Genomic DNA, 26,775 nt, shown 5'->3' on the forward strand with positions numbered 1-26,775 from the left:
CCACCCCGGCACCCAGTTGCGCTACACCGACGCCGACAGGATGCAGCTGACGTGCTACGCCACAAACACCGAGCACATCCCGATCGCCGAGCCAGAACTGCGCCGCCGTCAGCGGGCCCGCGCCGAGGAACGCATCCGCGCCGCCCGCTCCACCGGTCTGCGCAACCTGCCACTGCATGACGCAGCGCAGAACCTGATCTGGCTGGAGACCGTCCAGATAGCCCTGGACCTGCTGGCCTGGATGCCGATGCTCGCTCTCACCGGCGGCTCCCGGCTGTGGGGCCCCGCCGTTTGCGGCTGCGGCTATTCTCCGCCGCCGCCCAGCTCATCACCACCGGACGCCGCCGCATCCTCAGCCTCGCGGCCCACTGGCCCTGCACCGACGTCATGACAGACGCCCCCGACCGGCTCGAAGCCCTGCCCAACAGCAGCATTCCGTCCGTACGAGCAGCACCACCACGACCGGAACCGTGGAACCCGGCGCCCCCGACGCGACAGCAACCTGCCCCGACGCAAAAATCTCCGCCCTGAACGAGCGGAGAGGGTCCGTCAGCAAGCTGACGGACCCTCATGCAAGATCGAGGCTAGAACGCTTTCTGTCATTCATTTGGCGAATTGTCGCGCGTTCGAAGTCGTAAGCTCAAATTTAGCTCAAGAATCTCATAATCCTCTTACGTCGCACAGTTTGGCGGTGTGACTATCGTGCTTGACCAGAGAAATCAGAGGGGGATTTGTGAATCACGAGATTAAGGGCCTGTCTCGGTTGACGAGTTCTTTGTCCAGTGTCGCGGGGCTGGCCGGTAACACTTACGTTGAAGGTCGTAGCGGCGCAATGGATGCGGCGCCCCATCCAGGAATTTTGATAGGACGCCGCATTCGCTAGTCGGGCCTCGCAGTTGATCGCTGCGTGAGGCGCTATCCAACGGCTCTACCTAATGGGTGGACCTTGTTACGATGCCGGCGGACTTGTAACGGGTTCTCGGCGGACAAAAGGCGTAGGAGATCCCGCTTCTTTTCCAGGCCGTCGCTTCGTGATGGACGTCATTGCCGCCATCGAGAGGCGTGCATATTACGGCCGCTTTATAGCTTCCGCCATTGCTGCGATCGCACCAGGCTTCCGAGGCGGCGTCATCACCGAAGTATTTCCGATATTCGCATCCGGTCGGCCATGCTGTGGAGGCTGCATTGGCGGTGCCTTGGAGTCCGAGGGTTGCCATCGCAATGGCAGCGAACAGCATCGCGCATGTCTTCTTCATTGCCGTTGGTCCTTTCTTGATCGAACCGTCCGATTTCTAGCCAGTCACTCGAGTCTCGATGCCCGCGGATATGCCCTTGGTGTAGCCTCCCTGGCAGTACGCGTCGGATCGGTGCCTCTGCGTCCACCCGCCAGTGAATTCTCGCGCCTTTCCGGTCTCCGGATCCTTGCAGATGATGAGAGCTCGGTAGGACCCGCCGTTGATGTTCTGGCATCGGGCAGAGGCCCAGTCGCCAAGCAGCTCATAGTGGCAACCGGTGGGCCGTGCCGTGGCGCCGACTTCAGAAGCTGATGCGGGTGCCCCGGCGCCGAGCGAGAAGATACCGGTCAGGAGCACTCCAAATGCCGCGGTGGTGATGGTCCGCCGAATGAGTGTAATCTTTGGCAATTTTTGCACCTGCTTTCTCCTTTTTGCGGCGATCGCGCTTGATTGCTCGATCTCAGATATTTCCCTGACGCGGTGGTGAAAATGTGGCATAGATGTGGGGCGAGAGTTGGAATCGGTTGCAGCTATGCGCTAATTGGGCAATTGCGACACAAGTGGGAGTCGATATGTCAGTAGGCACAGTGGAGCTTCGGGCGCTCGGGCCGGTGGAACTGGCGCTGGGCGGTCGGCCGGTTGCGTTAGATGCCGCCAAGCCACGGACCCTGTTGGCGTTGCTGCTGCTTGACGTGAACCAAGTGGCCGAGCGTGACTGGCTGATCGATCAATTATGGGCCGGCCGCCCCCCGGAAGGAGCTAAAGCGACGCTACGGGCGTATGTCTACCAAATACGCAAGCAGTTGAGTCGATTCGATTGTGGTGTGGTGTTGCGCGGTCGGGCTGGCGGATATGCGTTGGAGGTTGCGGATGCGTCGGTGGATATGTACCGGTTTGAGGCGCTGTCCGCCCAGGGGCGGCAAGCGTTGCAGCACAGGCAATTCGGGGACGCGGTCAATGCGTTTAAGGGGGGGTTGGGTTTGTGGCGCGGCGCGGCGGCGTTTTCTGGCATCGACGTCCCATCGGTGCGCGAGAAGGCCAGACTGCTCGATGAGCTGCGTATCGAAGTCACCGAGCAGTGTCTGAGCGCGGAGTTGGAGTCAGGAGCGCCCACCGCAGCAGCGGCCGAACTGGAAGCGTTGACCACGGTGCATCCGTTGCGCGAGGGCCTGTGGCGGTTGTTGATGCTCAGCCTGTATCGAGCTGGGAGGCAAGGGGAAGCGTTGGAGGTGTATCAGCGCCTGTATCGGCTACTGGACGACGAACTGGGAATCAAGCCGTCAGCACTGGTGGAGCAGTTGCATCAGCAGATCTTGGCAGGCGACCCTCAGTTGCAGCACCCCGCTGCGGTGCCCCGACTGGAGGCATCGCCAGATCGGGTGGTGCCCAAGCAGCTACCAGCCTCGGCCGCTCATTTCACCGGACGGGAGTCGCAGCTTGCCGAGTTGAATGAGCTGTTGTCCAACGGCAACGATAGTGTCGACCGGCCTGGAGAAGTGGTAGTCGCCGCGATCATCGGCATGGCCGGGATCGGCAAGACTGCGCTGGCAGTCCACTGGGCGCACCACATTGCCGACCGTTTCCCCGACGGGCAGCTGTATGTCGACCTGCGGGGCTGTGGCCCGGTTGCACAACCGATGGAACCGGCCGAAGCCATCCGTATCTTCCTCGATGCTTTGGGCGTGCCGCCGGAGAGAATCCCGACAGACCTGGACGCCCAAGCCGGCCTGTACCGCAGTCTGCTAGCCGACAAGCGGGTCCTGGTGGTCTTGGACAACGCCCGCGACGCCAACCAGGTTCGCCCGCTCCTTCCAGGCATGTCCGGCAGCCTGGTGGTCATCACCAGCCGCAATCGGCTTTCCAGCCTGATCGCCCACGGAGCTTGCCCGATCAGCCTCGCGCCACTCGATGCCGACGACGCCCGCCGATTTCTGACACGCCGACTCCGCGCACAAAGGACCACCGCCGAACCGGAAGCCATAGGACAGACCATCGACGCATGTGCCGGCCTCCCACTAGCCTTGGCGATCATCGCCGCCCGCGCCGCCGTCCACCCGGACTGCCGACTGGGGGCCCTGACGGCAAAACTTAGCGATGCGAACTACCGTCTCGACGCGCACGTCGACCCCGATCCGCCACTGATATCCCCATGGCGTCCTTGTGGTCGTACTCTGCCCGCACGACCGACACCGCTTGGCTGTTCCGGCTCCTCGGCGTGCACTCCGGCCCCGAGGTCAGGGCCGGCGTAGGTGCCGGATTCACCGAGCCTTTCATTCTGTGCTGCAGGGGCGAAATGGGCTGGTTGCGAGGGTGATTACGTGGCAGAGCCCTTGTCGTCGGCGTGGTGATCTCACTCATCACACCGGCGACTGAGGAGCTCTGTTGGTTCCGTATCCTTCCATGCTCGACGTCCCGCACGAGGGCGGTCGAGCATGTCTCCTGGCTCATTTACGCCCGAAGGCGTGAGCTCAACTCGCCGTGGCGGAAGCTGGCTTCTTCCAGGAGGCTCTGGTCGTCCTGGCCCATCTGCGGAGCCCATAACGGCTCCGTCGAGCCGCCCGCAAGAACGACGGAGTCCTGGGAGCTTCATTTGGCGGAGAGTATCTGCTTCCCGCTTAAAGGAAAGCACCCATCGGCCTTGCTGTAGACAATCTCGATTACCTCACCAGTGGTATCAAGAGAATATGAATGGCCTGCCGGATGCATCCGGCAGGCCATCTCAATGTGCGGTAAGAATTTTGGATTCGTCTGAGCTATTTGATGCGGCTCTCAGGTGTCGGTCTTCCCGATATCGCCGACTCCTATGGCGCCCCCGCCTTCCGCCCCGGTCGCCATGGTGCCAGCGACAGCGTCCGCCGGCACCACCGCTCCCGTGGACTTCTTGCCCCGCCGCAGCCTGCCCTCCAGCCAGCTCGCGAAGGTGGTGAGTGCGAAGTTGAGGGCCACGAAGATCACGGCTACGACGGTGAAGCTGGCGATGGTGTTCGCGCCGTAGAACGAGCTCATCGGGCGAACCGCCGCCAGCAGCTCGGAGAAGTTGATCAGTGCGCCACCGAGCGCGGTGTCCTTCACGATGACGACCAGCTGGCTGACGATCGCGGGCAGCATCGCCGTGACCGACTGCGGCAGCAGGACGAACCGCATCGTCTGGTTCTTGCGCAGACCGATCGCCATCGCGGCTTCCGACTGCCCCTTCGGCAGGGAGAGGATGCCGGCCCGCACGATCTCCGCGAGGACCGAGGCGTTGTACAGCACGAGGCCGGTGACGACCGCGTAGAGCGGGCGGTTCTCCGTGCTGATGTCGGTGAACTCGGCGTATGCCGCGTTGGCGAAGAGCATCAGGATCAGCACCGGGATGGCGCGGAAGAACTCCACCACCGCGCCGGAGGGCCACCGCACCCACCAGTGGTCGGAGAGCCGCGTGATGCCGAAGAGCGCGCCGAGCGGCAGGGCGATGACCATGGCGAGGGCCGCCGCGATGAGGGTGTTCTCCAGGCCCGGCAGAATGTACGTGGTCCACGACCGGGAGTCCGTGAAGAAGGGCGACCACTTCGCCCAGTCGAGCTGGTTCTTCTCGTCGAGCTTGGCGTACACCCACCACAGAGCGGCGGCAAGGGCGACCACGAACAGGACCGAGAGGAGGACGTTCCGACGCTTGGCCCGGGGCCCGGGGACGTCGTACAGGACCTGACTCATCGCTTCACCGCCACCTTCTTGCTCACCCAGCCGAGGATCAGACCGGTCGGGAGGGTGAGGCAGACGAACCCGAACGCGAAAATGGCGGAGATGAGGATGAGCTGGGCCTCGTTCTCGATCATCTCCTTCATCAGGAACGCCGCCTCGGCCACGCCGATCGCCGCGGCGACCGTGGTGTTCTTGGTCAGGGCGATCAGTACGTTCGCCAGCGGCCCCACGACGGAGCGGAACGCCTGGGGAAGGATCACCAGGGTCAGCACCTGGGTGAAGTTCAGCCCGATGGCGCGGGCCGCCTCGGCCTGGCCGACCGGCACGGTGTTGATGCCGGAGCGCAGTGCCTCACAGACGAACGCCGCGGTGTAGGCGATCAGACCGAGCACGGCGAGCCGGAAATTGGTGGTCTCGAACCGGTCGGATCCCATGTCGAAGCCCAGGGTCTGGAAGAGACCCAGCGACGTGAAGAGGATGATGATCGTCAAGGGAATGTTCCGCACGACGTTCACGTAGGCGGTGCCGAAGCCGCGCATCAGAGGGACGGGGCTGACCCGCATGGCAGCGAGCAGGGTCCCCCAGATCAGGGAGCCGACGGCTGAGAGGACGGTGAGCTGCACCGTCGTCCAGAACGCCTCTAGCAGGTCATAGCCTTCAAGAAAGTCGAACACGATCTCCCGCGCTTCCGGGTAGGGGGAGGGCGTGGCGCGCCGCCACCGAGGACGGCGCGCCTACCCGGTCGCCCTGCTTCACTTGACGATGTCGCCGATCTTCGGCGCGGGCTCGTTCTTGTAGTTCGCCGGGCCGAAGTTGGCCTTCACGGCCTCGTCCCAGGACTTGTCGGAGACCATCTTCTCCAGGGCGGTGTTGATCTTGGCCTTGAGGTCGCTGCCCTCCTGGACGCCGATGCCGTAGTTCTCGTTGCTCAGCTTGAAGCCGGCGAGCTTGAACTTCCCCTTGAACTGCTCCTGCGCCGCGTACCCGGCGAGGATGGAGTCGTCGGTGGTCAACGCGTCAACGGCCTTGTTTTCCAGGCCGGTCAGGCACTCCGAATAGCCGCCGTACGTCTGCAGGTTGGCCTTCGGGGCGATCTTGTCCTTGACGTTCTGCGCCGAGGTCGAGCCGGCCACCGAGCAGAGGTTCTTCTCGTTCAGGTCCTCCGGCTTCGTGATCGAGTTGTCGTCGGCACGAATCAGGATGTCCTGGTGGGCGAGAAGGTACGGCCCGGCGAAGTCGACCTTCTTGTCGCGCTCGTCGTTGATCGAGTACGAGGCGGCGATGAAGTCCACGTCACCGCGCTCGAGCATCGTCTCGCGGTCGGCGCTCTTCGCTTCCTTCCACTCGATCTGGTCTGCGTCGTAGCCGAGCTCCTTCGCGACGTACGTCGCGACGTCGACGTCGAAGCCCGTGTAGTCGCCGTCGGCAGTCTTCTGGCCGATGCCCGGCTGATCGAACTTGATGCCAATCTTGATCGTGTCGCCGCCGGAGCCGGTGTCCGACCCGTTGTCGTCGCCGTTGTCACCGCCACAAGCGGTAGCCGTAAGAGCGAGGACGAGAGCGGTGGCCGCTGCGGCGGAGGCCTTGCGAAGCTTCATGGTGAACATCCTTTGAGTGGTGAAGAGATGCGGACCGTCATGGTGCCGGGTGCCGGGTGCCGGGGGCCGGAGGCGGCCTCGGCAGGCCGTCAGTGGTGCAGGATCTTCGACAGGAAGTCCTTGGCCCGGTCGCTGCGGGGGTTGCTGAAGAACTGGTCCGGCACAGCCTCTTCGACGATGCGGCCGTCCGCCATGAACACCACCCGGTTGGCGGCCGAACGGGCGAAGCCCATCTCGTGGGTGACCACGACCATGGTCATGCCGTCCCGGGCGAGCTGCTGCATGACTTCCAGGACCTCGTTGATCATCTCGGGGTCCAGGGCCGAGGTCGGCTCGTCGAAGAGCATCACCTTGGGGTCCATGGCCAGCGCCCGCGCGATCGCGACACGCTGCTGCTGACCACCCGAGAGCTGCGCGGGGTACTTGTCCGCCTGGGTGCCCACGCCGACCCGGTCCAGCAGGCTCCGGGCCTTCTCCTCGGCCTTCTTCTTGTCGGCCCTGCGGACCTTGAGCTGCCCCAGCATCACGTTCTCGAGCACGGTCTTGTGCGCGAAGAGATTGAACGACTGGAACACCATGCCGACATCGGCCCGCAGCCGTGCGAGCGCCTTGCCCTCGGCGGGCAGCGGCTTGCCGTCGATCAGGATGTCGCCGGAGTCGATCGACTCCAGCCGATTGATGGTGCGGCAGAGCGTGGACTTACCGGACCCGGAGGGTCCGATCACCACGACGACCTCGCCCCTGGTGATCGTCAGATCGATGTCCTGGAGTACGTGCAACGCGCCGAAGTGCTTGTTGACGCTCTTCAGGACGACCAGGTCGTCGGCCGCGGCCACCGCGTCCTTGACCACCGAAACTTCGGTCATCGCTTTCTGGCTCCGTCCTCCTCGGTTTCGGAGGACAGTAGTGACCCTCGACGACCAGCGTCATTACATCTGAGGGAAGTTTGAGCATAACGATCTGGTAGCCGAGTGGGCACTGCCCGTAGCAGGCCCTCGCGGGGCGTTTCGGCTGCGTAACGGAACCCGCGCGGAACCTGTACGGCCTTGACGGCGTCCTCATTCATCAGTGTGACTGCGAAGGGGCCGAGGCGCGCGGTTTCGAGATGCGAATCCGCGTAATGTGTGCCGCCCGAGACGCACAGATGACCGAATCGCGAGACCGAATCGCGAGACCGACCGAACCGGAAGGGGCCGGAATGAGGCTGCTCCTCGTCGAGGACGACAACCACGTCGCCGCCGCCCTGTCCGCGGTCCTGGCCCGGCACGGTTTCGATGTCACACACGCCCGCAGCGGCGAGGAGGCGCTCCAGGCGCTCGTGCCGGAAGGGAACGGCTTCGGGGTCGTCCTGCTCGACCTCGGCCTGCCCGACCAGGACGGATACGAGGTCTGCGGCAAGATCCGCAAGCGCACCAACACCCCGGTGATCATGGTGACGGCCCGCGCCGACGTGCGCTCCCGGATCCACGGCCTCAACCTCGGCGCCGACGACTACGTGGTCAAGCCGTACGACACCGGCGAGCTGCTGGCCCGTATCCACGCCGTCGCCCGCCGCCGGGCCCCCGACGAGGCGGCGGTGCCCGGCGACAGCGGGCTGCGCCTCGGGTCCGTGCTCATCGAGCTGCCCACCCGACAGGTCAGCGTCGACGGCTCGGTCGTCCAGCTGACCCGCAAGGAGTTCGATCTGCTCGCGCTGCTGGCCCAGCGGCCCGGGGTGGTCTTCCGCCGGGAACAGATCATCAGCGAGGTGTGGCGGACCAGCTGGGAAGGGACGGGGCGCACCCTCGAGGTGCATGTCGCGTCCCTGCGGTCCAAGCTGCGGATGCCCGCCCTGATCGAGACGGTGCGCGGGGTCGGCTACCGGCTGGTGGCCCCGACGCCGTAGCGTGCCCGCGTGCGCACTCGTCTTCTTCCGCTGCTCATCGTCCTGATGGCCGCCGTGCTGCTGGCACTCGGCATCCCCCTGGCGGTGAGCCTCGCGGCGGCGCGCCAACAGGAGGTGGTCGTCGACCGCATCGACGACACGGCGCGCTTCGCGGCCCTCGCCCAGTTCGTCACCGAACGCCCGAGCGGATCCCGGGTGGACACCACGGACGGCCGCCGCGAGACCCTGCAGCGGGAGCTCGACCAGTACTACAGCGTGTACGGCATCAAGGCCGGTGTCTTCTACCGCGAGGACGGCCAGGCGCCCATGGCCAACGCCCCCTACGAGTGGGGCGTGCCCAGCGAGGGCGAGGGCCTCGCCGCCTTCGAGGAGGCGTTGCTGGGGCGCCGCCCGCACGATCCGAAACAGGTGTGGCCCTGGCAGGACGGCCGTCTCGTCGTCGCGTCCCCGGTCATCCACGACGGTGACGTCGTCGCCGCCGTCGTCACCGACTCGCCCACCGATGAGATGCGCTCGAAGATCAAGCGCGGCTGGCTGATCATCGGCGCGGGCGAGATCGCCGCGATGCTCCTCGCGGTCGGCGCCGCGCTGCGGCTGACGGGCTGGGTCCTCAAGCCCGTGCGTGTCCTCGACGTCACCACCCACGCCATCGCCTCCGGACGCCTGAAGTCACGGGTCGCGGTGGCCAGCGGGCCGCCCGAACTCCGGCGTCTGGCACGGTCGTTCAACGAGATGGCCGACAACGTCGAGGACGTCCTGGAGCAGCAGCGCGCCTTCGTCGCCGATGCCTCGCACCAACTGCGCAACCCGCTGGCCGCGTTGCTGCTGCGCATCGACCTGCTCGCCCTCGAACTGCCCGAGGGCAACGCGGAGATCGCCTCCGTCCGCACCGAGGGCAAGCGCCTGGGCCAGGTCCTCGACGACCTGCTCGACCTGGCGCTCGCCGAGCACGCGGAGTCCGACCTGCGGCTCATAGACGTGGGCGAGCTGACAGCCGAGCGCGTCGCGTCCTGGTCGCCGCTCGCCGACGACAAGGGCGTGACGCTGGTCGGCACCTGCCCGGCCACCACCGCCTGGGCCGACCCCATCGCCCTGTCCAGCGCCCTGGACGCGGTGATCGACAACGCGCTGAAGTTCACGCCCGCCGGGAAGACCGTCGAGGTGCGGGTCGCCGCGGACGGCGAGGTCTCCACGGTCGTCGTCACCGACGGAGGTCCCGGCCTCAGCGACGAGGAGCTGGAACGCGTCGGCGACCGCTTCTGGCGCAGCACCGCGCACCAGAACATCAAGGGGTCGGGCCTCGGGCTCTCCATCTCCCGGGCGCTGATCGCGGCGGGCGGCGGCTCCATCTCGTACGCCCACCACACGCCGCGCGGGCTGCGGGTGACGGTGACGGTGCCCAGGTCGCGTCCGTCGGCCTGAGAGGGGCCTTCCAGGGGGCTTACGGGGCCTTGCCGGGCCGAGGGTCCGGGCTCCCGCATCGCCGGGCTACGGCTTCACCGACCGGTAGTAAGCCCTCGCGCCCTTGTGCAGCCGCAGCGGGTCCGTGTAGATCGCGGTGCGCAGGTCCACCACCTGGGCCGCGTGGACGTGCTCGCCGATGTTGTCCCGGCTCTTGAGGACGACGCGGGTCAGCCATTCGGTGATCCGGGGGTCCAGGTCCTCACGGGTGATGAGCAGGTTCGCCACGGTCAGGGTGGGCACGGAATTCGTGAGGATGGCCGGATAGGCGTCGGGGGGCATCACCGACGTCCGGTAGTGGCTGAAGACACCGCCCTGGTCGTGCAGCTTCGTCACCAGGTCGCTGCGGATCGGGACGAACCGGAACTCGTACTTCTCCTTCTCCGCGAGGTCGGTCAGCCCTTTCGTGGGCAGCCCGCCCGACCAGAAGAAGGCGTCGATCCTGCCGGTGCGGAGTTCCTCGGGACTCGTCCCGATGGTGTCCCGCCGCGCGTCGATGTCCTTGTCGATGTCCAGCCCGTCCGCGGCCAGCAGACGTTCCGCTATCAGCCGCACGCCCGAGCCCTCGGGCCCGACGGCCACCCGCTTGTCCTTCAGCTCCGCGACACTCGAGATGGTCGAGTCGGCGGGGACGACCAGCTGCACGTAGTCGTCGTACAGCCGGGCCACGCCGCGCAGCTTGTCGGCGCCGGGCTGGTCCTCGTCGATGTACGTCTGCACGGCGTCGGCCGCGGCGATGGCGAAGTCGGCCTGCCCGGTGGCCACACGGCGGACGTTCGTCTGGGATCCGTTGCTGGGCATCAGCTGGACCCGCAGACCCGGCATGTCCCCGGCGATCGCGTTGCGCAGTCGGCTGCCGTACTCCTGGTAGACGCCCCGCTCGGCTCCCGTGGTCAGCGTGACCGTCCCGCTCGGGGGCTCCTCGCTCGGCCACAGCCACCACGCCAGCAGTGCGAGGACCACCAGCGAGGCCGCCGATCCCAGCAGCGCGCGACGCCCGCCGATGCGGGGGAGTACCTGGACCATGCGCGAGATCCTGCCAGGTCACCCGGACGGGCGGCCAGGACCGGACCCATCCGGTGCGAGCTCGTGACCTCGGCGGTGCCGGACCCGCTCCCGACGGGTCCGGCGGCCGGGGCCGCGAAGGCGGTCAGCGGCCGGTGGCCACGGCCGTGCGGAGGCGGTCCAGCTCCTGGTACATGACCTCGCCCGGGCACTCCGTCTCCATCCAGTCCCGGTGGCCGCTGATCTCCGAGACCTCCTTCTGCGTGCCGTTGACCGGGTTCGTATACGTCACGCGGGCCTGCGGGTCGACGCCGTGCTGCCGCACCAGCACCTTCACCAGCCGGGTGAGCGAGGCGCGGGCGGCCTCCTTCGGGCCCTGCTCGGTGAAGGTGCCCAGCAGGGCGATGCCGAGGTTGCCGGAGTTGAAGCCGCCGACGTGGAAGGCGGTCACCAGCTTGCCCTCGGCGTCGTGCGCGGGCAGGCCGTCGTCGCCGGAGTAGCGGCCCTCGTAGATGCGGCCCTCCTCGTCGATGAGGAAGTGGTAGCCGATGTCGCCCCAGTCGTTGGTGACCGCGTGCAGCTGGTAGATCGCGCGGACCGTGGCGGCCGGGTCCGGGTCGTCGTTGGCCATGGCCGTGTGGTGCACGGTGAGGGTCTGGAACGGGTAGAACGCGGTCGGCGAGTTCTCCGTGCCGTCCGGCTTGAAGCGCAGCGACTCGTCGGCGCCCCAGGCCGCCCGCGAGAGGTACTCGACGCCCCGGACGCGCGTGGGGTCGGACGGTACGGTCACCTCGCGGTCCGGGCCGTGCCGGGTGTCGAGCGCCAGCGAGCGCAGGCCGGTGGCCCCCTCGGGGGCCTTCAGCTCGTAGCCGGCGGCCTGCTCGGCCGCGAGGAGCACGCCGCCGCCGTTGGCCACCGAGCAGCCGCCGTCGCCGAGCGACTGCCAGTCGCCCTGGCCGCCGTCGGCGTCCCGCAGCCGGATGCCGCCGCCGGTGGTCTCGTCGGTGCCGCCCCAGCGGACGCCCACGTAACCGATGGGGAAGGCCGCCTCGACGGGCGCCTCGCCGGTGGCGGCCGCGCTGCGGGTCTTCGGGAAGGTCTCGGTCGTCGTGCCGGCCTTGGTGTCGTCGGTACCGGTGCTCGCGGTGCCCGAGTCGCCGGTCGTGGCCATCACGGTCGGCGTGATCACGGCACCGGCCGCGACCGCGCCGACCGCGCCGATCACGGTACGGCGGGTCACCCGGGACGTGGCCCGGTGAGTGGGGGAGGTGGGGGGAACGCTCACGATGGGTCCTCAATCGCTCGGGGTGGTACTTGAAGACACAACGGAGCGTACGGAGTGGAGTCACTGGTTCCGACGGCGCCCCCTGTCTATGACTGAACGTCAAAGGCCCGTGACACAAAGGGACTTGAGGGTCAGGAGCGTGCGAGACGGACAGAGCTGTCGGGGCGGGACGGCCGGTCGATAGGGTCGCCGGATGAGTTCCTCTCCCGCTCGCCTGGTGCGCGAGTTCCACCAGGCCTTCGGCCTCGACGCCCGTACCGCGCCCACCGAGGTCTCGCCCGAACTGGCCGCCCACCGGGGTGAACTGCTGGCCGAGGAGGCCGCCGAGGTCGCCGAGGTGGCGGTCGACGGCCCGCTCGACCGGCTTGCCCACGAACTGGCCGACGTCGTGTACGTGGCGTACGGCACCGCGCTCGTCCACGGCATCGACCTCGACGCCGTGATCGCCGAGATCCACCGCTCCAACATGACCAAGCTCGGTCCCGACGGCCGGATCGACCGCCGGGCCGACGGCAAGGTGCTCAAGGGGGACCACTACCGGGCGCCCGATGTGTCCGCGGTGCTGCGGAAGCAGGGCTGGACCGGGTGAGCACCCCGACCGGGTGGGTGCTCAGAAGCCGTCGGAGAGGAACTCGTCGTCCGAGTCGGTGGCTACGGTGGTGACGTTGTAGCGGTCGTGGCCCGCGTCGCGCCTGCCCTGGTCGTGGTTGTACTGGACCTTGAAGACATAGGTGCCGGGGTCGAGGGTGACCCCCGACTTCAGCGTGATGACGTACCCCAGTTGGTCGGCTGTGGAGTTCTGGCCCACGGCCACCTTGTCGCCCAGGGAGGTCCAGGTGCCGCTGCTCGACACACCGCCGGTCTGGATGACGCGGACGACGACCTTGAGCGAGGTGAGCGGCTTGGTGGACTTGACGGTGACGGTGCTCTGGTCCCAGTAGTCGTTGGAGTCGGTGTCCACGTTTCCGTCGGCCCACAGATAGCCGGCCGTCGACTGCGACCCGGTGTTCTGCGTGGTCGTGCTCTTGTTCTCCTCGGTGCCGGTCGAGCCGGAGGTGCCGCCCGTGCCCGTGGTGCCGTCCGAGCCGGACTTCGTGCCGGCGTCCGGCGTCGACTGGGCCGCGCCTCCCGTCCCCGCGCCCGCTCCGCCGCTGACCGGGACGTAGACGACCTCGGGGCCGTCCTTGCCCTGGTCCTGCTCCTTCGGCGACGGGACGGCCGCTGCCTTCTCGGTGTCGCCGGGGGAGGACTTCTCCTTGGCGGGCTCATCGGCCGCCGTGGTCACCTTCTCGGCGGAGCCGCTGTCCCAGTCGATGGCGGCCACGGCCATGGCGGAACCGGCGATCACCAGGACCGCGGCCGCGGAGCCCCCGACAGCTTTCCACACCCGGCGCCCGGGCAGGAAGCCGCGGAGCGGGGTGCGGGTCTTGCGGGCGAAGAGGTCGGCGAACTCGCCGTCCCTGTGGTCGCTGTGGGTGGGCGTGTGCGGCATGGGGTCGGTCCTTAGAGGGTTGTCCGTGCAAGAGGGCGCATGAGGGGGTGCGTACGGGGTGGCTCACAGGCTCCGCGGGATGTCCTCCGGCTTGAGCGTCATCACGTCGGACTCCGAGGCGTCCGGCAGTTCGGCGATGCGGTAGGCCTGGCGTTCCGTCATGGCCTGGAACAGCTGGCGTGCCGTACGGCCGTTGCCGAAACCGCGGTCCCGGGGCATCGCGTCGAAGCGCGCGGCCAGCGACTCGCGGGCGTCCGGGGCCAGTTCGTACTGGTGCTGTGCGGCCTGGTGCTCGACGATGCTGACCAGCTCCGCGCTGCCGTAGTCCTCGAAGAGCAGGGTGCGGTTGAAGCGTGAGGCGAGGCCGGGGTTGGACCGGACGAACACCTCCATCTCCTTGAGGTATCCGGCGACGATCACCACCACGTCGTCGCGGTGGTCCTCCATCAGCTTCAGCAGGGTGGCGATCGCCTCCTGGCCGAAGTCGTTGGACCCGGCGTACTGGGTGAGGGAGTACGCCTCGTCGATGAACAGCACGCCGCCCCGGGCCTGTTGGAAGACACGGGAGGTCTTCGGGCCGGTGTGGCCGACGTACTCGCCGACCAGGGCGGAGCGGTCGGCCTCGACCAGATGGCCGCGCTCCAACAGGCCGACGGCTGCCAGGATGCGGCCGTAGAGCCGGGCGACGGTGGTCTTGCCGGTGCCCGGGTTGCCGGTGAAGACGAGGTGGCGGCTGAGTGGGGGCGGGGCCAGGCCCATCTCCTCGCGGCGGCGGACCATCCGCATCAGCTTCACCAGGGACGAGACGTCCTGCTTGACGCGGTCCAGGCCGGCGAGTCCGTCGAGCTCGGCGAGCAGGTCCTCGATGGTGTCCTCGGGGGGAGCCTCGGTCTCCCGCGCGCTGGTCTGCGGGTCCGCGCCCGGGCTTCCGGCGGCCGCCAGGGACTGGTCCGCGCCGGTCGGCAGGGAGGGGTTCTTCACGTCCCGGGACAGGCAGTCGTCGAACACGGGCCGGGCGCCCTTCTCCAGGGCCACGTCCTCCTCGGTGTCCCGGACCAGGCAGCCGCGCAGTACGGGTGCGCCGCCGGCCGACACGTGCAGCGCGGGGAAGGCCGTGCCGTCGCTGCCGGCCCCGGCGAAGACGCAGTCCTCGAAGGTGCCGCGGGCCTTCTCACCGACGAAGAGGCTGTTCTTGCCGGTCCGGGCCACCGTGAGCGACTTGACCCGGGGTTCGGCCTGCGGGCCCACCACCAGACCGGAGCCGGCGGCGTCCCGTACCGTGCAGCCCTCGACGCTGGGCGCGGCCCGTTCGCCGATCACCAGGCCGGCCGTGCCGGTCCCGCTGATCCGGCAGTCCCGCAGGACCGGGGCCGTCCCCGTGCCGCAGGAGATGCCGGCCCGCTCGGCGTCCGTGACGTCGCACTCCTCCAGGACCACCGTTCCGGTCGACTCGGTGGTGATGCCCGCCCGGCCGCGCACCACTGAGAGGCCGCGCATCCGGACCTGAGCCGCGCTGTCGATCTGCACCCCGGACAGTCCGCAGTCCGTGATGCGGCCGCCCTCGACGGTGAGCCCGGCGCGGTCGGTGGCCCGGATCCCGTGCTCCGCGGTCGACGCGATACGGCACGCCGTGAGCGTCACCTGGGACTCCTCGCAGGCGTGCACCGCGCTGAAGGAGCACTCCGTCATGTCACCGGCGGTCATGCGCACCTCGGAACGGTCGCCCGCCAGCAGACCGTTGGCCCGGCTGCCGGTCACCGATGTGCCCTCGGCGGTCAGCCGGGCGGAGCCCCGGGTCACCAGACCCGAGCCGTGCGCCCGGTCGACCTGGCAGTCCACCAGCTCCGCGCGGCTCTCGCCGTCCGCGCTCACACCGGGCCCCGAGCCGTCCCGCAGACGGCAGTCGGTCAGCAGGACGTCCCCGGTGCCGGAGACGGCGACGCCGTCCGTGCCGGTGCGCAGGATCTCGCAGCGGGTGAGCAGGACACCTCCGTCCGCGCTCTCCTCGTCCGAAACGTCCTCGGGGCGGGCCGAACTGCCCAGCACCCGCACGCCCTCGACGGCCGTCTCCGCCACCCGGCAGTCCAGCGCGGCGACGGACGCCTCGTCCTCCACCAGCAGACCGCTGCGGCCCGGCCCTGAGATACGGCACTCGCGCAGCACGGCCCGGGCGGCGCCCCGTACACGGACACCGGACCCGGTGACCCGCCGTACGGTCAGCTCGGTGGCCACGGCGACGGCGCGGGAGCCGATGACGACTCCAGTGCCCTCGATGTCCTCGACCACGACCCGGGTCAGCCGTGCCGAGCCGGTGGTGTTGAGGTGCACGGCGGCCAGCTCGGCCCCCGAGACCCGGCAGTCCGTCAGCGTGAGCGAGGCGTCGCCGCCCGCCTCGACCCGGCCGCCGGAGATCCCGCAGGCGTCCAGTTCCAGATCGCCGGAGCCGACCAGTACGGCCGGCCGGGACGGGTCCTGGCCGGTCAGGGCGATGCCCTCGACGCGTACCCCCGGGGCGGTCACCTCCAGCACGGGCCGGCCGGGGGACGCGGCCAGCAGCCGTACGGCGCGCTCCGGACCGTCCTCCGGCAGCAGGCGCACCGCGCGGTCGAGGAGCAGCTGCTCGACGTACTCGCCCGGGGCGATGCGGATCTCGTCGCCGTCGCGGGCCGCGCGTAGGGCGGAGGCGATGCTGCGGTGCGCGCCGCGGCCCTTGGGGGCGACCCGGTGCACGGTGGCGGTGGGGGTCACGGGAACTCCAATCCGTCGGTGAGCAGGGCGGCCGGATCGGAGGCCGGTTGCCGCTGTTGTGAAGGTGCCGTCGTGGACGCGGCCGTGGTCGGCGTCGTGGGCGGGGCCGGGAACGACCGGCCTGGGGAAGGCAGGTTGTTGCCGTTCGCCTTGTCCTCCTCGGCGATCAGGAAGGCGAGGTACCGGGCCAGCGCGGACTCGCCCCAGTTCATGCCCAGTTCGCCGATGCCGCCCTTGTGGAAGACCCGGGCGCCGGTGGTGAGGTGGAAGGCGTTCCGCGCCAGACCGGTGGTGACACCGCTGAACGCGGAGGCGCCGGCGCCCCACAGACCGGCCACCAGGGCGTCCACGCCCTTGACCTCGTTGCCGTTGACGCCGAAGACCGACGCGCTGATGGCGTTGGAGACGAAGCCGCTGAGCGCGCTGGTGGCGATGCCCACGGTGTTGGCGTAGGTGGCGTTGCGCCAGCGGGTCGGCTTCTCCTGGGCGGCCCAGTCGGTGGCCCAGTCGTCGGTGTTGGAGGCCATGGACTGCTTGGGGTGCGCGCCCCAGTCCCGCGCGCCCAGGCTGTTCTTGAAGTAGCCCAGTGCGGTGCGGTTGTAGAGGACGTTGAGTCCGCTGCTGAAGGTGCCGCCGACACCGCCGGCCAGCAGCGCCTTGTAGACGTCGAGTGCCTTGAGGTCGCCGTCGTTGGTGAGCTCGGTGATCACCAGGCTCGCGGTGAAGTCGGTGACGAAGCCGGTGCTGAACGTCGTCAGCGCGGCGCGCAGTTCCCGCTGCCAGACGGGCATCTCGGCCGAGATCCCGTCCTTGACCCCGGTGAACACGCCGTGCCAGGGGTCCTGGACCTCCCGGAGCAGACCCAGCGCCTCGATCTCGGCGCCGCGGAAGTCCGTCTCCCGGCCGATCAGTTGCCAGCCGCGGTCGCCGGGCAGGCCGACCTCGTCGCCGATGCGGGGCAGAGCGCCGGCCAGGTACTCGGGGATCACGGCCGGGCCGGAGGTGTTCCAGCGGCCGAACGCGTCGGTCTTCCAGACCCGCCCGGTGAAGGTGCGCTGCTCCACCAGGTGGCCGTCCTGGAACTCCCGCCACTGCCCCCACTGCTTGTCGACCTCCCGGTACCGGCCGGGGGTGCCGTCCACGGCGACCCGCTCGCGGAACACCTTGCCGAGGTCGTACTCCTTCCAGACCTGCGTGTTGATCTCCACCGTCCTCGGCGGCTCGAACTGGCGGGCGGCGTGGGCGAGGAGATCGCGAAGGGAGCCGGTGGTGGGCAGGGCGGCGGGCGGCTGGGGGGTGAGGATCTTGTAGTCGAACTCGCGGACCCGGCCGCCGCTCCGCTGCCGGACCACCTGGCCGTCCACGAGGTCCCGCCAGTGGCCGCCGCCCGCGATGTCGTCGTACACCCGGGTGCCCCCGGGGTGGACCGTGCCGTCGGCGGACGTCTTCGTCCACGTCCAGGACCCGTCGGACTGCTTCACCGCGTCGACCCAGGAGCCGGCGGAGTCGGTGGCGTCGCGCTCGCGCACCCGGTTGCCGAGTTGGTCGAGGTCGACGAAGGAGTCGTCCCAGGTCTTCGAGTAGAACGAGCCGCGGTTCTGCTTGCGGACGCCCTCGGCGACCACCGTGGCCGGATCGTCGGCGGAGAAGGCCCGCCAGGTCCAGGAGGTGCGGTACGGGCTGCCGGACGACTCGACGATCCGGCCGTCGATCAGGTCGCGGCGGCCGGTGACGTGCAGCAGGGAGTTCCTGTCGACCCAGACGCCCGCGTTGTCGTTGACGGTGAGTTCCCGGGTGGAGGGCGCTTCGAACAGGTACTCGCGGGTGTTCCGGCCCTCGCTGCGCAGCCGGACCCGCTCGACACCCTGGTCGTCGGTGAAGAGGTCCCGCCAGCGGCCGGTGCCGTCGACGTGCCGGGTGCCGGTGGTGCCGCTCGTCGTGTCGCGCCAGGACAGCTCGTACGAGCCGCCGTTGCGGTACTCCGGGACGGGCGCCCAGCGCGTGGGGTCCTCCAGGCTGCGCCCGACCTCGACGACGTTGCCGCTGTCGAGCTTGCGGGTCTCGCGCACGATGCGGCCGTACTGGTCGATGTCGACCCAGTTGGAGCCGGACGGGTTGAGCCGGACGCCGGTCACCTGGGTGCCGTCGGCGGCGGTCTCGGTCCAGAAGCTGACGCGGTGCAGGGAGTCACCGGCGAACAGGTCGCGGAAGAACCCGTCGAACGGGCTGCGGCCGGCGGCGCTCTTCCAGAGGAACGCGGGCGGACGCATGTCGGCGAACCTCTTCACGAGCAGGCTGCCGCCGTCCGCCAGTGTCTCCAGGCTCTCGATCTGGGCGTTCGTCGAGCCGGTGCCGGTGTACGCGCCCGGGTCCACCCGGCCTCCGGCGGGCGCGTGGCCCGGCACCACCGAGTACTCCTGGTACATCCGGGACCCGTGCTCGCCGCCGAACGGCCAGGTCCGGCCGCGGCGTTGGGCCACCGTCTCCATGCCGGTGGCCGGGTCGAGGTAGGTGTCCTTGAACCCGACGTGGTCCCAGCTCCAGTGCCGGGTGCCGGACAGCGACTCGGTGCCGCTCTTGTCGAAGCGCTGCCAGGTCCACCGGCCGTCCGGGCCCTTCTCGGCGCGGACCAGACCGCCGTCGGCGCCCTTGGTGTACGTCCGCACGTCACCGGCGTTGTCGATCAGGCGGCGCCAGGTACCGGACGGTACGTCGTGGTGGGTGCGCATGTCCGCGTCCCCGATCCGCCGCCCGTACCGGAAGGCGTTCCCGGCGCCGTCGAACTCGGTCCAGCGGGCCTGGCCGAAGCGGTCCCGGGAGAGGTGCAGGACGTTGCCGTTCTTGAAGATCTCGCGCTCGAAGAGGGCCACCTTGCCCGGATCGGCACCGGTCAGCCTGAACTGGCCGGTTCCGGACCTCTCCACCGTGGCGGTGTCGAAGCGGCCGGTGAGCGGGGTGCCGGAGGCGTCGGTGCGGACGGCCTTGCCGGAGACGTGGTCGATCTTCCAGAAATCCCCGGTGAAGCTGCCGCCCTTGCCGCGGATCGCGATCGTCTCCTCCAGCAGGGTGCCCGCCGGGTCGAACACCGTCCGCTCCAGGGGCTGGGCGCCCTTTCCGGTGGGGATGAGGGCGATACGGCCGTCGTCGAGCAACTCGGCGCGGAACCCTGTCAGTTCACGGCTCGCCGAGTCCAGCACCTGCGGTGTGCCGCCGGGAGTGCCCGCGTCGAAGCGGAACACGCCCCGGTCGCCGGGCAGTTGGACGTCCCGGAAGGCGTGCACGCCCTCGGGGCCGTAGTGCCAGTGTGTGGTGCCGGCCGCGTCGGTGAGGATGAGACCGCCGGGCAGTTCGGTTCTCGGGGCGACCGTGAACAGGTCGTCGGCCGGTCGGGTGCCGGCGAAGTCGACCGTGGCGGGTGTCCACGGCCCGCCGTCCGCCGAGCGGCCGGTGATCCCGAGCTTCAGCCCGTCCAGATCCGCCGGACCGCCCCGCAGGAACACCTCCTGGTAGACCAGCGAGCGGTTCGCGTCGAAGCCCAGCGTCACCTCCGACGGGTTGTGGTGCACCACGTAGCGGCTGCCTCCGGGCCCGCCGCGCGGTGTCGGCGTGATCGTGAAATCACCGAGAACGCGGCCGGTCGGGGTGACGGACTGAAGGTCTTCGAGGCGGGTCGCGCGCGGCAGGTTCAGGTACTCGTCGAGGGCGCCCACGGCCTGTCGCCGCAGCGTCAGCCTGGCCTGTCCGGTCAACTCCCGCAGCTGGTCGCCGAGCAGCTCCGGGCGCAGACCGAACCTGTCGAGCGACGCGGTCGCGTCCTCCGTGAGCTGCTGGACGCCGGGCAGGTCCAGCCCCTGGAGGCCGTGTGAGTCGGGGGCGGCGTGCAGGAAGTCCATGGCACCGGCGGCGTCGGACAGGTCCACCAGGTCGCCCTCGGGCACCGTACGCACGCCCGAGGCCTCGTCGAGCGTGCGGTCGAACATGTTGGCGAGGTCGATGGTGCCCAGGGCGTCGTCCAGGACGTCTGTCTCCGGGACGGAGTCGAGCGGGAAGCGTTGGCCCAGGTCGCCGCCGAAGTCACCGAGTTCGTCGAGCCGGACGGGCGGTGTGTCGGGCCCGGCGCCTTCGGTGAAGCGCAGGAATCCGGAGCCGTCCCGGTCCGGCAGGTCGCGGAAGGCGAGGCGGCCGGTGTGGTCGAAGTGGAAGCGCGAGCCGGTGATGGTGTCGGTGAGGGTGAAGCCGCTGGGCAGGCGTGCGGCGAGAGTGCCGGTCGTCGGGGTGAACTTGACGGAGCCGGCGGCACCGGAGGGAACCAGCAGATCGACCGCGATCCGCCCGGTGCCGTCCGCTCCGGGAACGACCGTCACATTGAGCCGTATGCCCTCCGGCAGTCCGTCGACGGTGAGAAGGGTCTCCCGTCCGAGGAAACGGCCGTCCGGCCCGAACGTGAACCGGGTGGTGCCGGTCGGGTCGATCACGGCGAACCTGCCGCTGTCGTCGAGCAGTTCGACCGTGAAGTCCGATGCGCGCACCGGTCCGGTCCCGCCGGGCGTGCGGTCGGCCAGTTCGAGCCGGAACGAGCCCTGCGGTGCCTCGTCGGTCGCCGGGAGGCGTGTCACCCGCAGATCGAAGTCCGCCAGGTCGTCCACGCCGGACAGCGGCACGTGGAGCGGTTCGTCCGCGCCCAGGGGCCCGTCGTCCATCCGCCTGATGTTGTCGAGGCGCGCCTGGAAGGCCTCCAGGTCGGTGTCCGACAGGTCGCCGAGTTCCGAGAGCGTGTCGGTGCGCGGTGATTCGGGACCCCGGACGCGGTTCAGTTCTTCGGGCGTCAAGGTCCGTACGTCCTGGACCAAGCTGTCCCAGAGGCCGTCGACGAGCTCTCGTTCCCCCGGGGCGAAATCGTCCAGTCCCGGGAGCGCGTCGGTGCGCGGCGCGTCCGGACCCGTCAGGCGGCCGAGGTCGTCCAGGGGGCCTCGCACGCCGCCCGCCTCGTCGAGCGTGCGGTCGAAGATCCGCGACACATCGCCCAGGTCACCGGCGAAGGCGCCGAGATCGCCGAGTTCGTCGAGCCGGACCGGCGGGGTGCCGGGCGCCGCGCCCTCGGTGAAGCGGAGGAAGCCGGAGCCGTCCCGGGCGGGTACGTCCCATATCGCGAGGCTGCGGTTCGCGTCGTAGTGGAAGCGGGCGCCGGTGACGGTGTCGGTGACCGCGAAGCCGTTCGGCAGCCGTCCGGCGAGGGAGCCGTCCATCGGGCCCAGCCGGAAGGAACCGGTGAGGTTCGACGGCCCGGTCAGTTCGAGGACCCTGGTCATGGTCCCGCCCGGTCCGGGGGTGATCGTCACCTTGACGCCCAGGCCCGCCGGGCCGTCGATGCCCGGCAGCGTGAGCGGCAGCTCCTGTTGGCGCAGGGCGCCGCCGGGTTCGAACCGCCACACCGCCGTGAGCCCTCCCGTGTCCGGCACGGGCACCCGCACGGTCAGCTCGCTCAGGGTGCCGGTCGCGTCCCGGACCGGCGTGAGCGTCGCACCCTGGACGGGCACCCCGTCCGGGCCGAACACCCTCGGCATGGGGTTCACGGCGTCGTCGGTGAAGCGCAGCGCCAAGTCGGTGCCGGTCAGCGGCAGTTCCCGGTACTCCAGCTGCCCCAGCGCGTCGAACTGCCAGCGCACACCGCCCTGCGGACCCGAGATGCCCAGCCCGCCGCCCTCGTGGAGGGTCACCGTTACGTTCTCCAGCCGCACCGGACCACCCGGGGCACCGAAGTCCATCACGTCGATCCGGAACGACGCCGGCGCCAGATCGGTCGCGGGGAACTCCGTGACCCGCAACCGCAGGTTCGACAACTCGTCCGCCCCGGACAGGGCCATGCCGTCGAAGCGGGCCGGATTCACCGGCGTCGGGGCGCCGTCGGTCACGGACGCCCCGAACCGGGCGTCGAGGCCGGAGGGCTCCGGCATCAGGTTCGTACGCGGCAGATCCGGCAGCGCGAGGCGGTTCACCGTGCCCAGTTCACCGAGGTCGCCGAGTTCCCCGAGTCTGGCGAGGTCACCGACTTCGCCGAGGTTGTCGAGCGTCGTCAGCGGGCCCGCGCTCGTGTCCGGAACCGTCGACCCGGACACGTCCAGGCGTATCGGCGTCGCGCCCTCCGCCGGAAGGTCCACGAACCGTCCGCCCCGGTCGAGGACGAACCGCCCCCCGGTCGCCGTGTCGGTCACCGAGAACCCGCCGGGCAGCCGCTGGGCCAGATCCCCGTCCAGTCGTACGACAGTGAAGGCGCCGTCACCCAGCCCCGGCACGGTCAGCCGGTACGCCGCCGACTGCGCGCCGCCGGGCAGCTGTGTGAACGTCGTGGTCAGCCGGGACCCGGTCAGTGGCCCGCCGACAGGGCCGGAGAGGGTCAGCTGCTCGGACAGCCGCGTACCGTCCAGGTCGAACCGGCCGACCCAGGCGCCGTCGAGGGACTGCACCCGTACACCGGTGACCACGCCCAGCGCGCCCCTGACCGGCTCGATCGTCGCACCGCCGGGCAGTGGAACTCCGTCCTGCCCGACGATCCGGGGCAGGGAGCCCGGCCCCGCGTTGGCGTCGAAGCGGACGAAGCCGTCTCCGATCGGGAGCCGCACATCACTGAACCGGAGGACCTCGCCCGCGTCGAACACCAGCCGGATGTCCCCGGCCTGGTCGGTGAACATGAACCCGCCCTCGTCCAGCGGGGTGCGCTGCCACTCCATTCGGAAGCTGGCCACCCCGGCGAAGTTCTGCGGGTCCACCAGCACGGTCTCGGCCCGGGGCGCGGGCGCGTCGAAGCGGTCGAACTGGAACTCGTCCGAGAGATACCCGAGATCGTCCAGCTGGCTTCCCACCTCGTCCAGGGCGTTGCTCCCGTTCAGGGAGCCGATGTCGTCGAAGGCCCTGGTCTCGCCCAGATCGAGCTGGTCCAGCAGCCGCAGCTGGTCGTCGAGGGACAGCCCCTGGAAGTCCAGCGCGCTGATGCCCGAGGTGCCCTCCCCGGCGCCCTTCAGATCCACCGCCAGCTCGGGGAGGGGGTTGTTGCCCCCGAAGTTGGGGTTGGGGATCCATTCGAGGAGGTTGTGCTGGGCGTCCATCCGGTACGCGCCACGGATGAACTCCGAGGCGATACCGCCGGGGAAGGCGATCTCGTTCTCCGACGCCCAGCCCGATGCCCGCCAGGCGTCCGTGCCCATGGAGCGTTCGAAGGTCTTGCCGACGTCGATCCCGCCGGAGGCCTCGATCTCGAACTTGAAGATGCCGTCCCAGATGAGGTTCTTGTCGGTGGTGGTGCTCAGGAACGCCGACGGCTGACCGGTCCTGACCATGACGTCCAGGCTGGTCTCCAGGGGATCGCGGACGGTGAACCCCTCGCTGAAGATCTGGTCGAGGGGGCGCTTGCCGCCGATGCGCCACAGCGTCTCGTCGGTCGCGCGCCACACCGGCGCCGGCGTGATGGTCTGGATGTCGATGGAGCGGTCGGCGGCGAAGGCCAGCCGGTCCAGCTGGCGCGGCGCGGGCAGCACCACCTCGTCCATGCCCGTCCCCGGCAGCCGGGGAAGCGTGACCGATCCGGGATCGCCGAGGACCGTCGGACGGCCGTCGGCGCCGAATCGGGTGACGACACCCTCGGGGGTGGTGACCGTGAACACGCCGTCGGCCATCCGCACCTTGACGTCGGGGACGATCCCGGCGTCCGACCTGAGCACCCAGGTGACGGTCGGCCCGGGCTCCATGGTGATCCACTGACCGTTGGGCCGCCCGAGGTCGTCCAGCAGCCGCAGTTCACCGGTGGGCATGGTGCCCGCCGGGCCGTCCACGCGGGTCATCATCATCACCGTGATGTCCCTGCGGACGGTGTCCAGGTTCAGCCCCAACCGGTCGAACGCGATCCGGGACCGGTCGAAGTCGAGTCGTGCGGCGCTCAGATCCAGCTCGGCCTTGGCGCGGCTCAGCGGCGGTACGTCGGTCAGCTCGTCGAGTTCGCCGAGCCTGCGTCCGGCGGTGTCCAGCTGGAGCTGGGTGGACTGGGTGCGCACCCAGGCCTGGAAGCGTTCCGTGGCGAGCTTGCCGGTGGCTCCGCCGGTGACGATGTCCCGCAGGGTCAACGGCGTGAAGGCGGTGCTCTTGGCGACCGGGGTGGTGAGGTCCGTCCGGACCGGTCCCAGGCCGAGCAGATCACGTGCGGCGCGGGAGCCGTCGGTGGTGTCGGGGATCAACCTGGTGAGGTCGTCGAGCTTGATCCCGAGCTCGTCCAGACGGTCGGCGCCGGTCGTTGTGTTCCAGGCCGGGACGCGGGGGTCGGACGGTCCGAGGACGTCGACCTTCACCCCGTCCTTCAACTGCACCCGGACGTCCACCGGATCGGTCTTCCCGATCCGCAGGACGACTCCGTCCGGAGTGACGTTCACCAGGTCGATCTCGCCGTCCAGGATCTTGCTCACCTGGAACTCGGTCAGACCGCCGAGTTTGCCGTCGAGGCTCAGCCCCGCCAGGTCCGACAGCTCGTCCAGGGGCTTGAGCAGCCCGGTTCCGGTGCGCTCCATGCCCGTCAGTTCGTCGAGGTCCCGCAGCTGGTCGACCGTGTGGCGCGGCGGCAGCAGGGTGGTGGGGGAGCCCGGGGTGAGGGGGACGCCGAACTCGTCCACCCGGTCGAACAGGGTGAGCGTGGTGCGCAGCCGAGGGGGCATCAGGTCGTCGCCCACCCGGCCGGTCACGGGGTTCAGCGTGCCGAGCGGCCGGCCGCCGGGGACCGTGCCGACCGGCAGCCCCACCGTGGCGAGCGTGTCCAGGGTGTTGAGCCGGCCGCCCATGTCGTCGAGGCGGCCCGGCATACGGGGGGTGCCCGAGCCGGTCAGGGAGCTGAACCCGGGGGAACGGGGAGCCGTCACCGGTGTCACCGAGATCTCGGCCAGCTCGTCGAGGGTGTCGTTGAACGCCGGAGTCCCGGGCACGGCGAGCTTGTCGGTGTCCGTGCCGTTCACCGGGCGCAGGCTTCCGCCCCGGTCGAGGTTGCGGCCCGTCAGGTTCGTGAGGTCCCCGGTCAGGGAGCCCGTCCTGCCGAGCGTGCCGACGGTCCGCGGGGTGAAGTGCAGGCCGCGATCGACGAACCCCATACGGAAGGCGCCCCGGTAGCCGAACCGGGCGATCTCGGAGTACCTCATGGGCAGCAGCGCCGTCATCGTGAGCCGGCCCAGGCTCATGACCGTGAAGACACCGAGCCGCCCGGCCATGTTGCCGCCGACGAACGCGGTCGACTCGACGAAGTCGCGGGTCAGCGCGGACCAGCCCTGCCGGAAGGTGCTCCGGGCGAATCCGCCCATGAACCTCAGGGCCGACCCCAGCATCGCGGGCGTCCTGGACAGGACCCGGGGCAGCGCCATGAACCCGCCCGCGGCCCGGCTGCCGAGCCCGCTGCCGAACCGGACGAGGCCCTGTCCGGCCAGCGACAGGAGTCTGCCGGGGGAGGAGAACAGCATCCTGCCGCCCCGGAACAGCAGCCGCCCGCTCGCGGAGAGGGCGCCGCCGAGGGCCTTCCCGGCCGACGAGGCCATGCGGGCCAGCCCGCCGAGGGTGGTGAGACCCTTCGTCGAGGGAAACAGGATGCCGAGGAAGGCGAGGCCCAGGCTGAGGGCGTTGCCGTTGCCCATGGCGTAGTCGACGAGGGCCTTGGCGAAGAGCACCGCGCCCAGTCCGAAGGCCACCAGGCCCAGCGGGCCGCCGATGATGACCGCGACGAGGGTGATGACCAGCGCGACGATCTCCAGGACCTTGAAGAACGTCGACACGAAACGCTTCCAGAAGCTCTTCTTCGGCTTCTTCACGGGCCGCGACACCAGCCGGGCCGCCTCGCGCAGCGCCTCCTCCAGGATCTTCGCCTCGGCCTGGATGGCGTCGATCTCGGCGTCCACCTCGTTGCGGGCGCGGGTCATCTCCGGATCGTTGTCGGGCAGCGGCTGACCGCCGACCCGCTCCAGCGCGGCGACGGTGTCCGCGGCGTTCTCGGCCCGGTCCTGCGAGTCCCCGAGGGCGCGCGCATAGCGGGCCGTGGCATTGGCCGCCATGTCGAAGGAGCGGTTGATGTTCGCCATGAACGTCTTGAGCTCGTCCTTGACGTAGGTGCGCAGGGCGTCGGCGGTCCGGCCCTCGAAGCCCCCGTCCTCGGCCTTCGTCAGCAGGGCGTCGAGGCCGCCGTCGACCCGGCCGGCCAGATCACTGAGGTCGCGCAGCTCCTTGGTGATGCTGTCGATGACGCCCGGATTCCCCGTCACCGGATTGCCGGTGAATCCGACTCTGCCCCACTCGTCGGAGGTGGCCAACGATTCCTCCACGGTGTCCAGGACCTGGGGTCGGGCCGAGGCCGACGGCGTGCCCCG

Annotated in this window: 14 protein-coding genes and 1 pseudogene; 5 read left to right on the forward strand and 10 right to left on the reverse strand. The window is 69.5% G+C overall.

Translation table 11 applies throughout. The features are described 5' to 3' along the window. Window position 1: 1 nt before the first annotated feature. Window positions 2-426, forward strand: a pseudogene (locus tag JIX55_RS36645) (transposase); the annotation flags it as partial. A gap of 506 nt (window positions 427-932) precedes the next feature. On the opposite strand, the gene JIX55_RS36650 reads toward JIX55_RS36645, so the two are convergent. Next, window positions 933-1,256: a hypothetical protein gene (locus tag JIX55_RS36650; protein ID WP_257567506.1), complete on the reverse strand. Its 324-nt coding sequence runs from the start codon at window positions 1,254-1,256 to the stop codon at window positions 933-935. Between the two features lie 590 nt (window positions 1,257-1,846). On the opposite strand from JIX55_RS36650, the gene JIX55_RS36655 reads away from it, so the two are divergent. Next, window positions 1,847-3,484, forward strand: a complete 1,638-nt coding sequence (locus JIX55_RS36655) for an AfsR/SARP family transcriptional regulator (protein ID WP_257567507.1) — start codon at window positions 1,847-1,849, stop codon at window positions 3,482-3,484. A 520-nt stretch (window positions 3,485-4,004) separates the two neighbouring features. Here JIX55_RS36655 and JIX55_RS36665 read toward each other — a convergent pair. The 4 genes from JIX55_RS36665 to JIX55_RS36680 all read right to left on the reverse strand — a co-directional run bounded on the left by JIX55_RS36665 (window position 4,005) and on the right by JIX55_RS36680 (window position 7,383). Further along, complete coding sequence (locus tag JIX55_RS36665; protein ID WP_257567508.1) at window positions 4,005-4,931, reverse strand: amino acid ABC transporter permease; 927 nt, start codon at window positions 4,929-4,931, stop codon at window positions 4,005-4,007. Further along, entirely contained in the window at window positions 4,928-5,593 is a 666-nt protein-coding gene (locus JIX55_RS36670) for an amino acid ABC transporter permease (RefSeq protein WP_257567509.1), read from the reverse strand. Before JIX55_RS36670 ends, JIX55_RS36665 begins: the two co-directional genes overlap by 4 nt. A gap of 78 nt (window positions 5,594-5,671) precedes the next feature. After that, window positions 5,672-6,517, reverse strand: coding sequence for a glutamate ABC transporter substrate-binding protein (locus JIX55_RS36675; protein WP_257567510.1), 846 nt, complete (start codon window positions 6,515-6,517; stop codon window positions 5,672-5,674). An 89-nt stretch (window positions 6,518-6,606) separates the two neighbouring features. Next, window positions 6,607-7,383 (reverse strand): amino acid ABC transporter ATP-binding protein, encoded by a 777-nt coding sequence (locus JIX55_RS36680; RefSeq protein WP_257567511.1) that lies wholly within the window; start codon window positions 7,381-7,383, stop codon window positions 6,607-6,609. Between the two features lie 332 nt (window positions 7,384-7,715). Between JIX55_RS36680 and JIX55_RS36685 the strand changes: the two genes are divergently transcribed. Next, window positions 7,716-8,402, forward strand: coding sequence for a response regulator transcription factor (locus tag JIX55_RS36685; protein WP_257567512.1), 687 nt, complete (start codon window positions 7,716-7,718; stop codon window positions 8,400-8,402). A gap of 9 nt (window positions 8,403-8,411) precedes the next feature. Next, a complete protein-coding gene (locus JIX55_RS36690) occupies window positions 8,412-9,824 on the forward strand; it encodes a sensor histidine kinase (RefSeq protein WP_257567513.1) in 1,413 nt (470 codons plus the stop codon). 66 nt (window positions 9,825-9,890) lie between these two features. Here the strand turns inward: JIX55_RS36690 and JIX55_RS36695 are convergent, their stop codons facing one another. Beyond that, window positions 9,891-10,889 (reverse strand): TAXI family TRAP transporter solute-binding subunit, encoded by a 999-nt coding sequence (locus JIX55_RS36695; RefSeq protein WP_257567514.1) that lies wholly within the window; start codon window positions 10,887-10,889, stop codon window positions 9,891-9,893. 124 nt (window positions 10,890-11,013) lie between these two features. Next, window positions 11,014-12,153: a peptidoglycan recognition protein family protein gene (locus tag JIX55_RS36700; RefSeq protein WP_257567515.1), complete on the reverse strand. Its 1,140-nt coding sequence runs from the start codon at window positions 12,151-12,153 to the stop codon at window positions 11,014-11,016. A 193-nt stretch (window positions 12,154-12,346) separates the two neighbouring features. Between JIX55_RS36700 and JIX55_RS36705 the strand changes: the two genes are divergently transcribed. Beyond that, entirely contained in the window at window positions 12,347-12,742 is a 396-nt protein-coding gene (locus tag JIX55_RS36705) for a MazG nucleotide pyrophosphohydrolase domain-containing protein (RefSeq protein WP_257567516.1), read from the forward strand. Between the two features lie 21 nt (window positions 12,743-12,763). Here JIX55_RS36705 and JIX55_RS36710 read toward each other — a convergent pair whose 3' ends face one another. The 3 genes from JIX55_RS36710 to JIX55_RS36720 form a co-directional block, all read right to left on the reverse strand. Continuing rightward, on the reverse strand, window positions 12,764-13,645 hold the full coding sequence (locus tag JIX55_RS36710) for a hypothetical protein (protein ID WP_257567517.1): 882 nt from the start codon (window positions 13,643-13,645) through the stop codon (window positions 12,764-12,766). Between the two features lie 63 nt (window positions 13,646-13,708). Continuing rightward, complete coding sequence (locus JIX55_RS36715) at window positions 13,709-16,393, reverse strand: right-handed parallel beta-helix repeat-containing protein (protein ID WP_257567518.1); 2,685 nt, start codon at window positions 16,391-16,393, stop codon at window positions 13,709-13,711. Beyond that, on the reverse strand, window positions 16,390-26,718 hold the full coding sequence (locus JIX55_RS36720; RefSeq protein WP_257567519.1) for a scabin-related ADP-ribosyltransferase: 10,329 nt from the start codon (window positions 26,716-26,718) through the stop codon (window positions 16,390-16,392). Before JIX55_RS36720 ends, JIX55_RS36715 begins: the two co-directional genes overlap by 4 nt. Between the last annotated feature and the right edge of the window lie 57 nt (window positions 26,719-26,775).

Source organism: Streptomyces sp. DSM 40750 (genome assembly GCF_024612035.1).
Lineage (GTDB): Bacteria > Actinomycetota > Actinomycetes > Streptomycetales > Streptomycetaceae > Streptomyces.

Coding starts and splice junctions, on each gene's coding strand:
- JIX55_RS36650 (WP_257567506.1), bottom strand. CDS start 1,256: ATGAAGAAGACATGCGCGATGCTGTTCGCTGCCATTGCGATGGCAACC.
- JIX55_RS36665 (WP_257567508.1), bottom strand. CDS start 4,931: ATGAGTCAGGTCCTGTACGACGTCCCCGGGCCCCGGGCCAAGCGTCGG.
- JIX55_RS36675 (WP_257567510.1), bottom strand. CDS start 6,517: ATGAAGCTTCGCAAGGCCTCCGCCGCAGCGGCCACCGCTCTCGTCCTC.
- JIX55_RS36680 (WP_257567511.1), bottom strand. CDS start 7,383: ATGACCGAAGTTTCGGTGGTCAAGGACGCGGTGGCCGCGGCCGACGAC.
- JIX55_RS36685 (WP_257567512.1), top strand. CDS start 7,716: ATGAGGCTGCTCCTCGTCGAGGACGACAACCACGTCGCCGCCGCCCTG.
- JIX55_RS36695 (WP_257567514.1), bottom strand. CDS start 10,889: ATGGTCCAGGTACTCCCCCGCATCGGCGGGCGTCGCGCGCTGCTGGGA.
- JIX55_RS36705 (WP_257567516.1), top strand. CDS start 12,347: ATGAGTTCCTCTCCCGCTCGCCTGGTGCGCGAGTTCCACCAGGCCTTC.
- JIX55_RS36710 (WP_257567517.1), bottom strand. CDS start 13,645: ATGCCGCACACGCCCACCCACAGCGACCACAGGGACGGCGAGTTCGCC.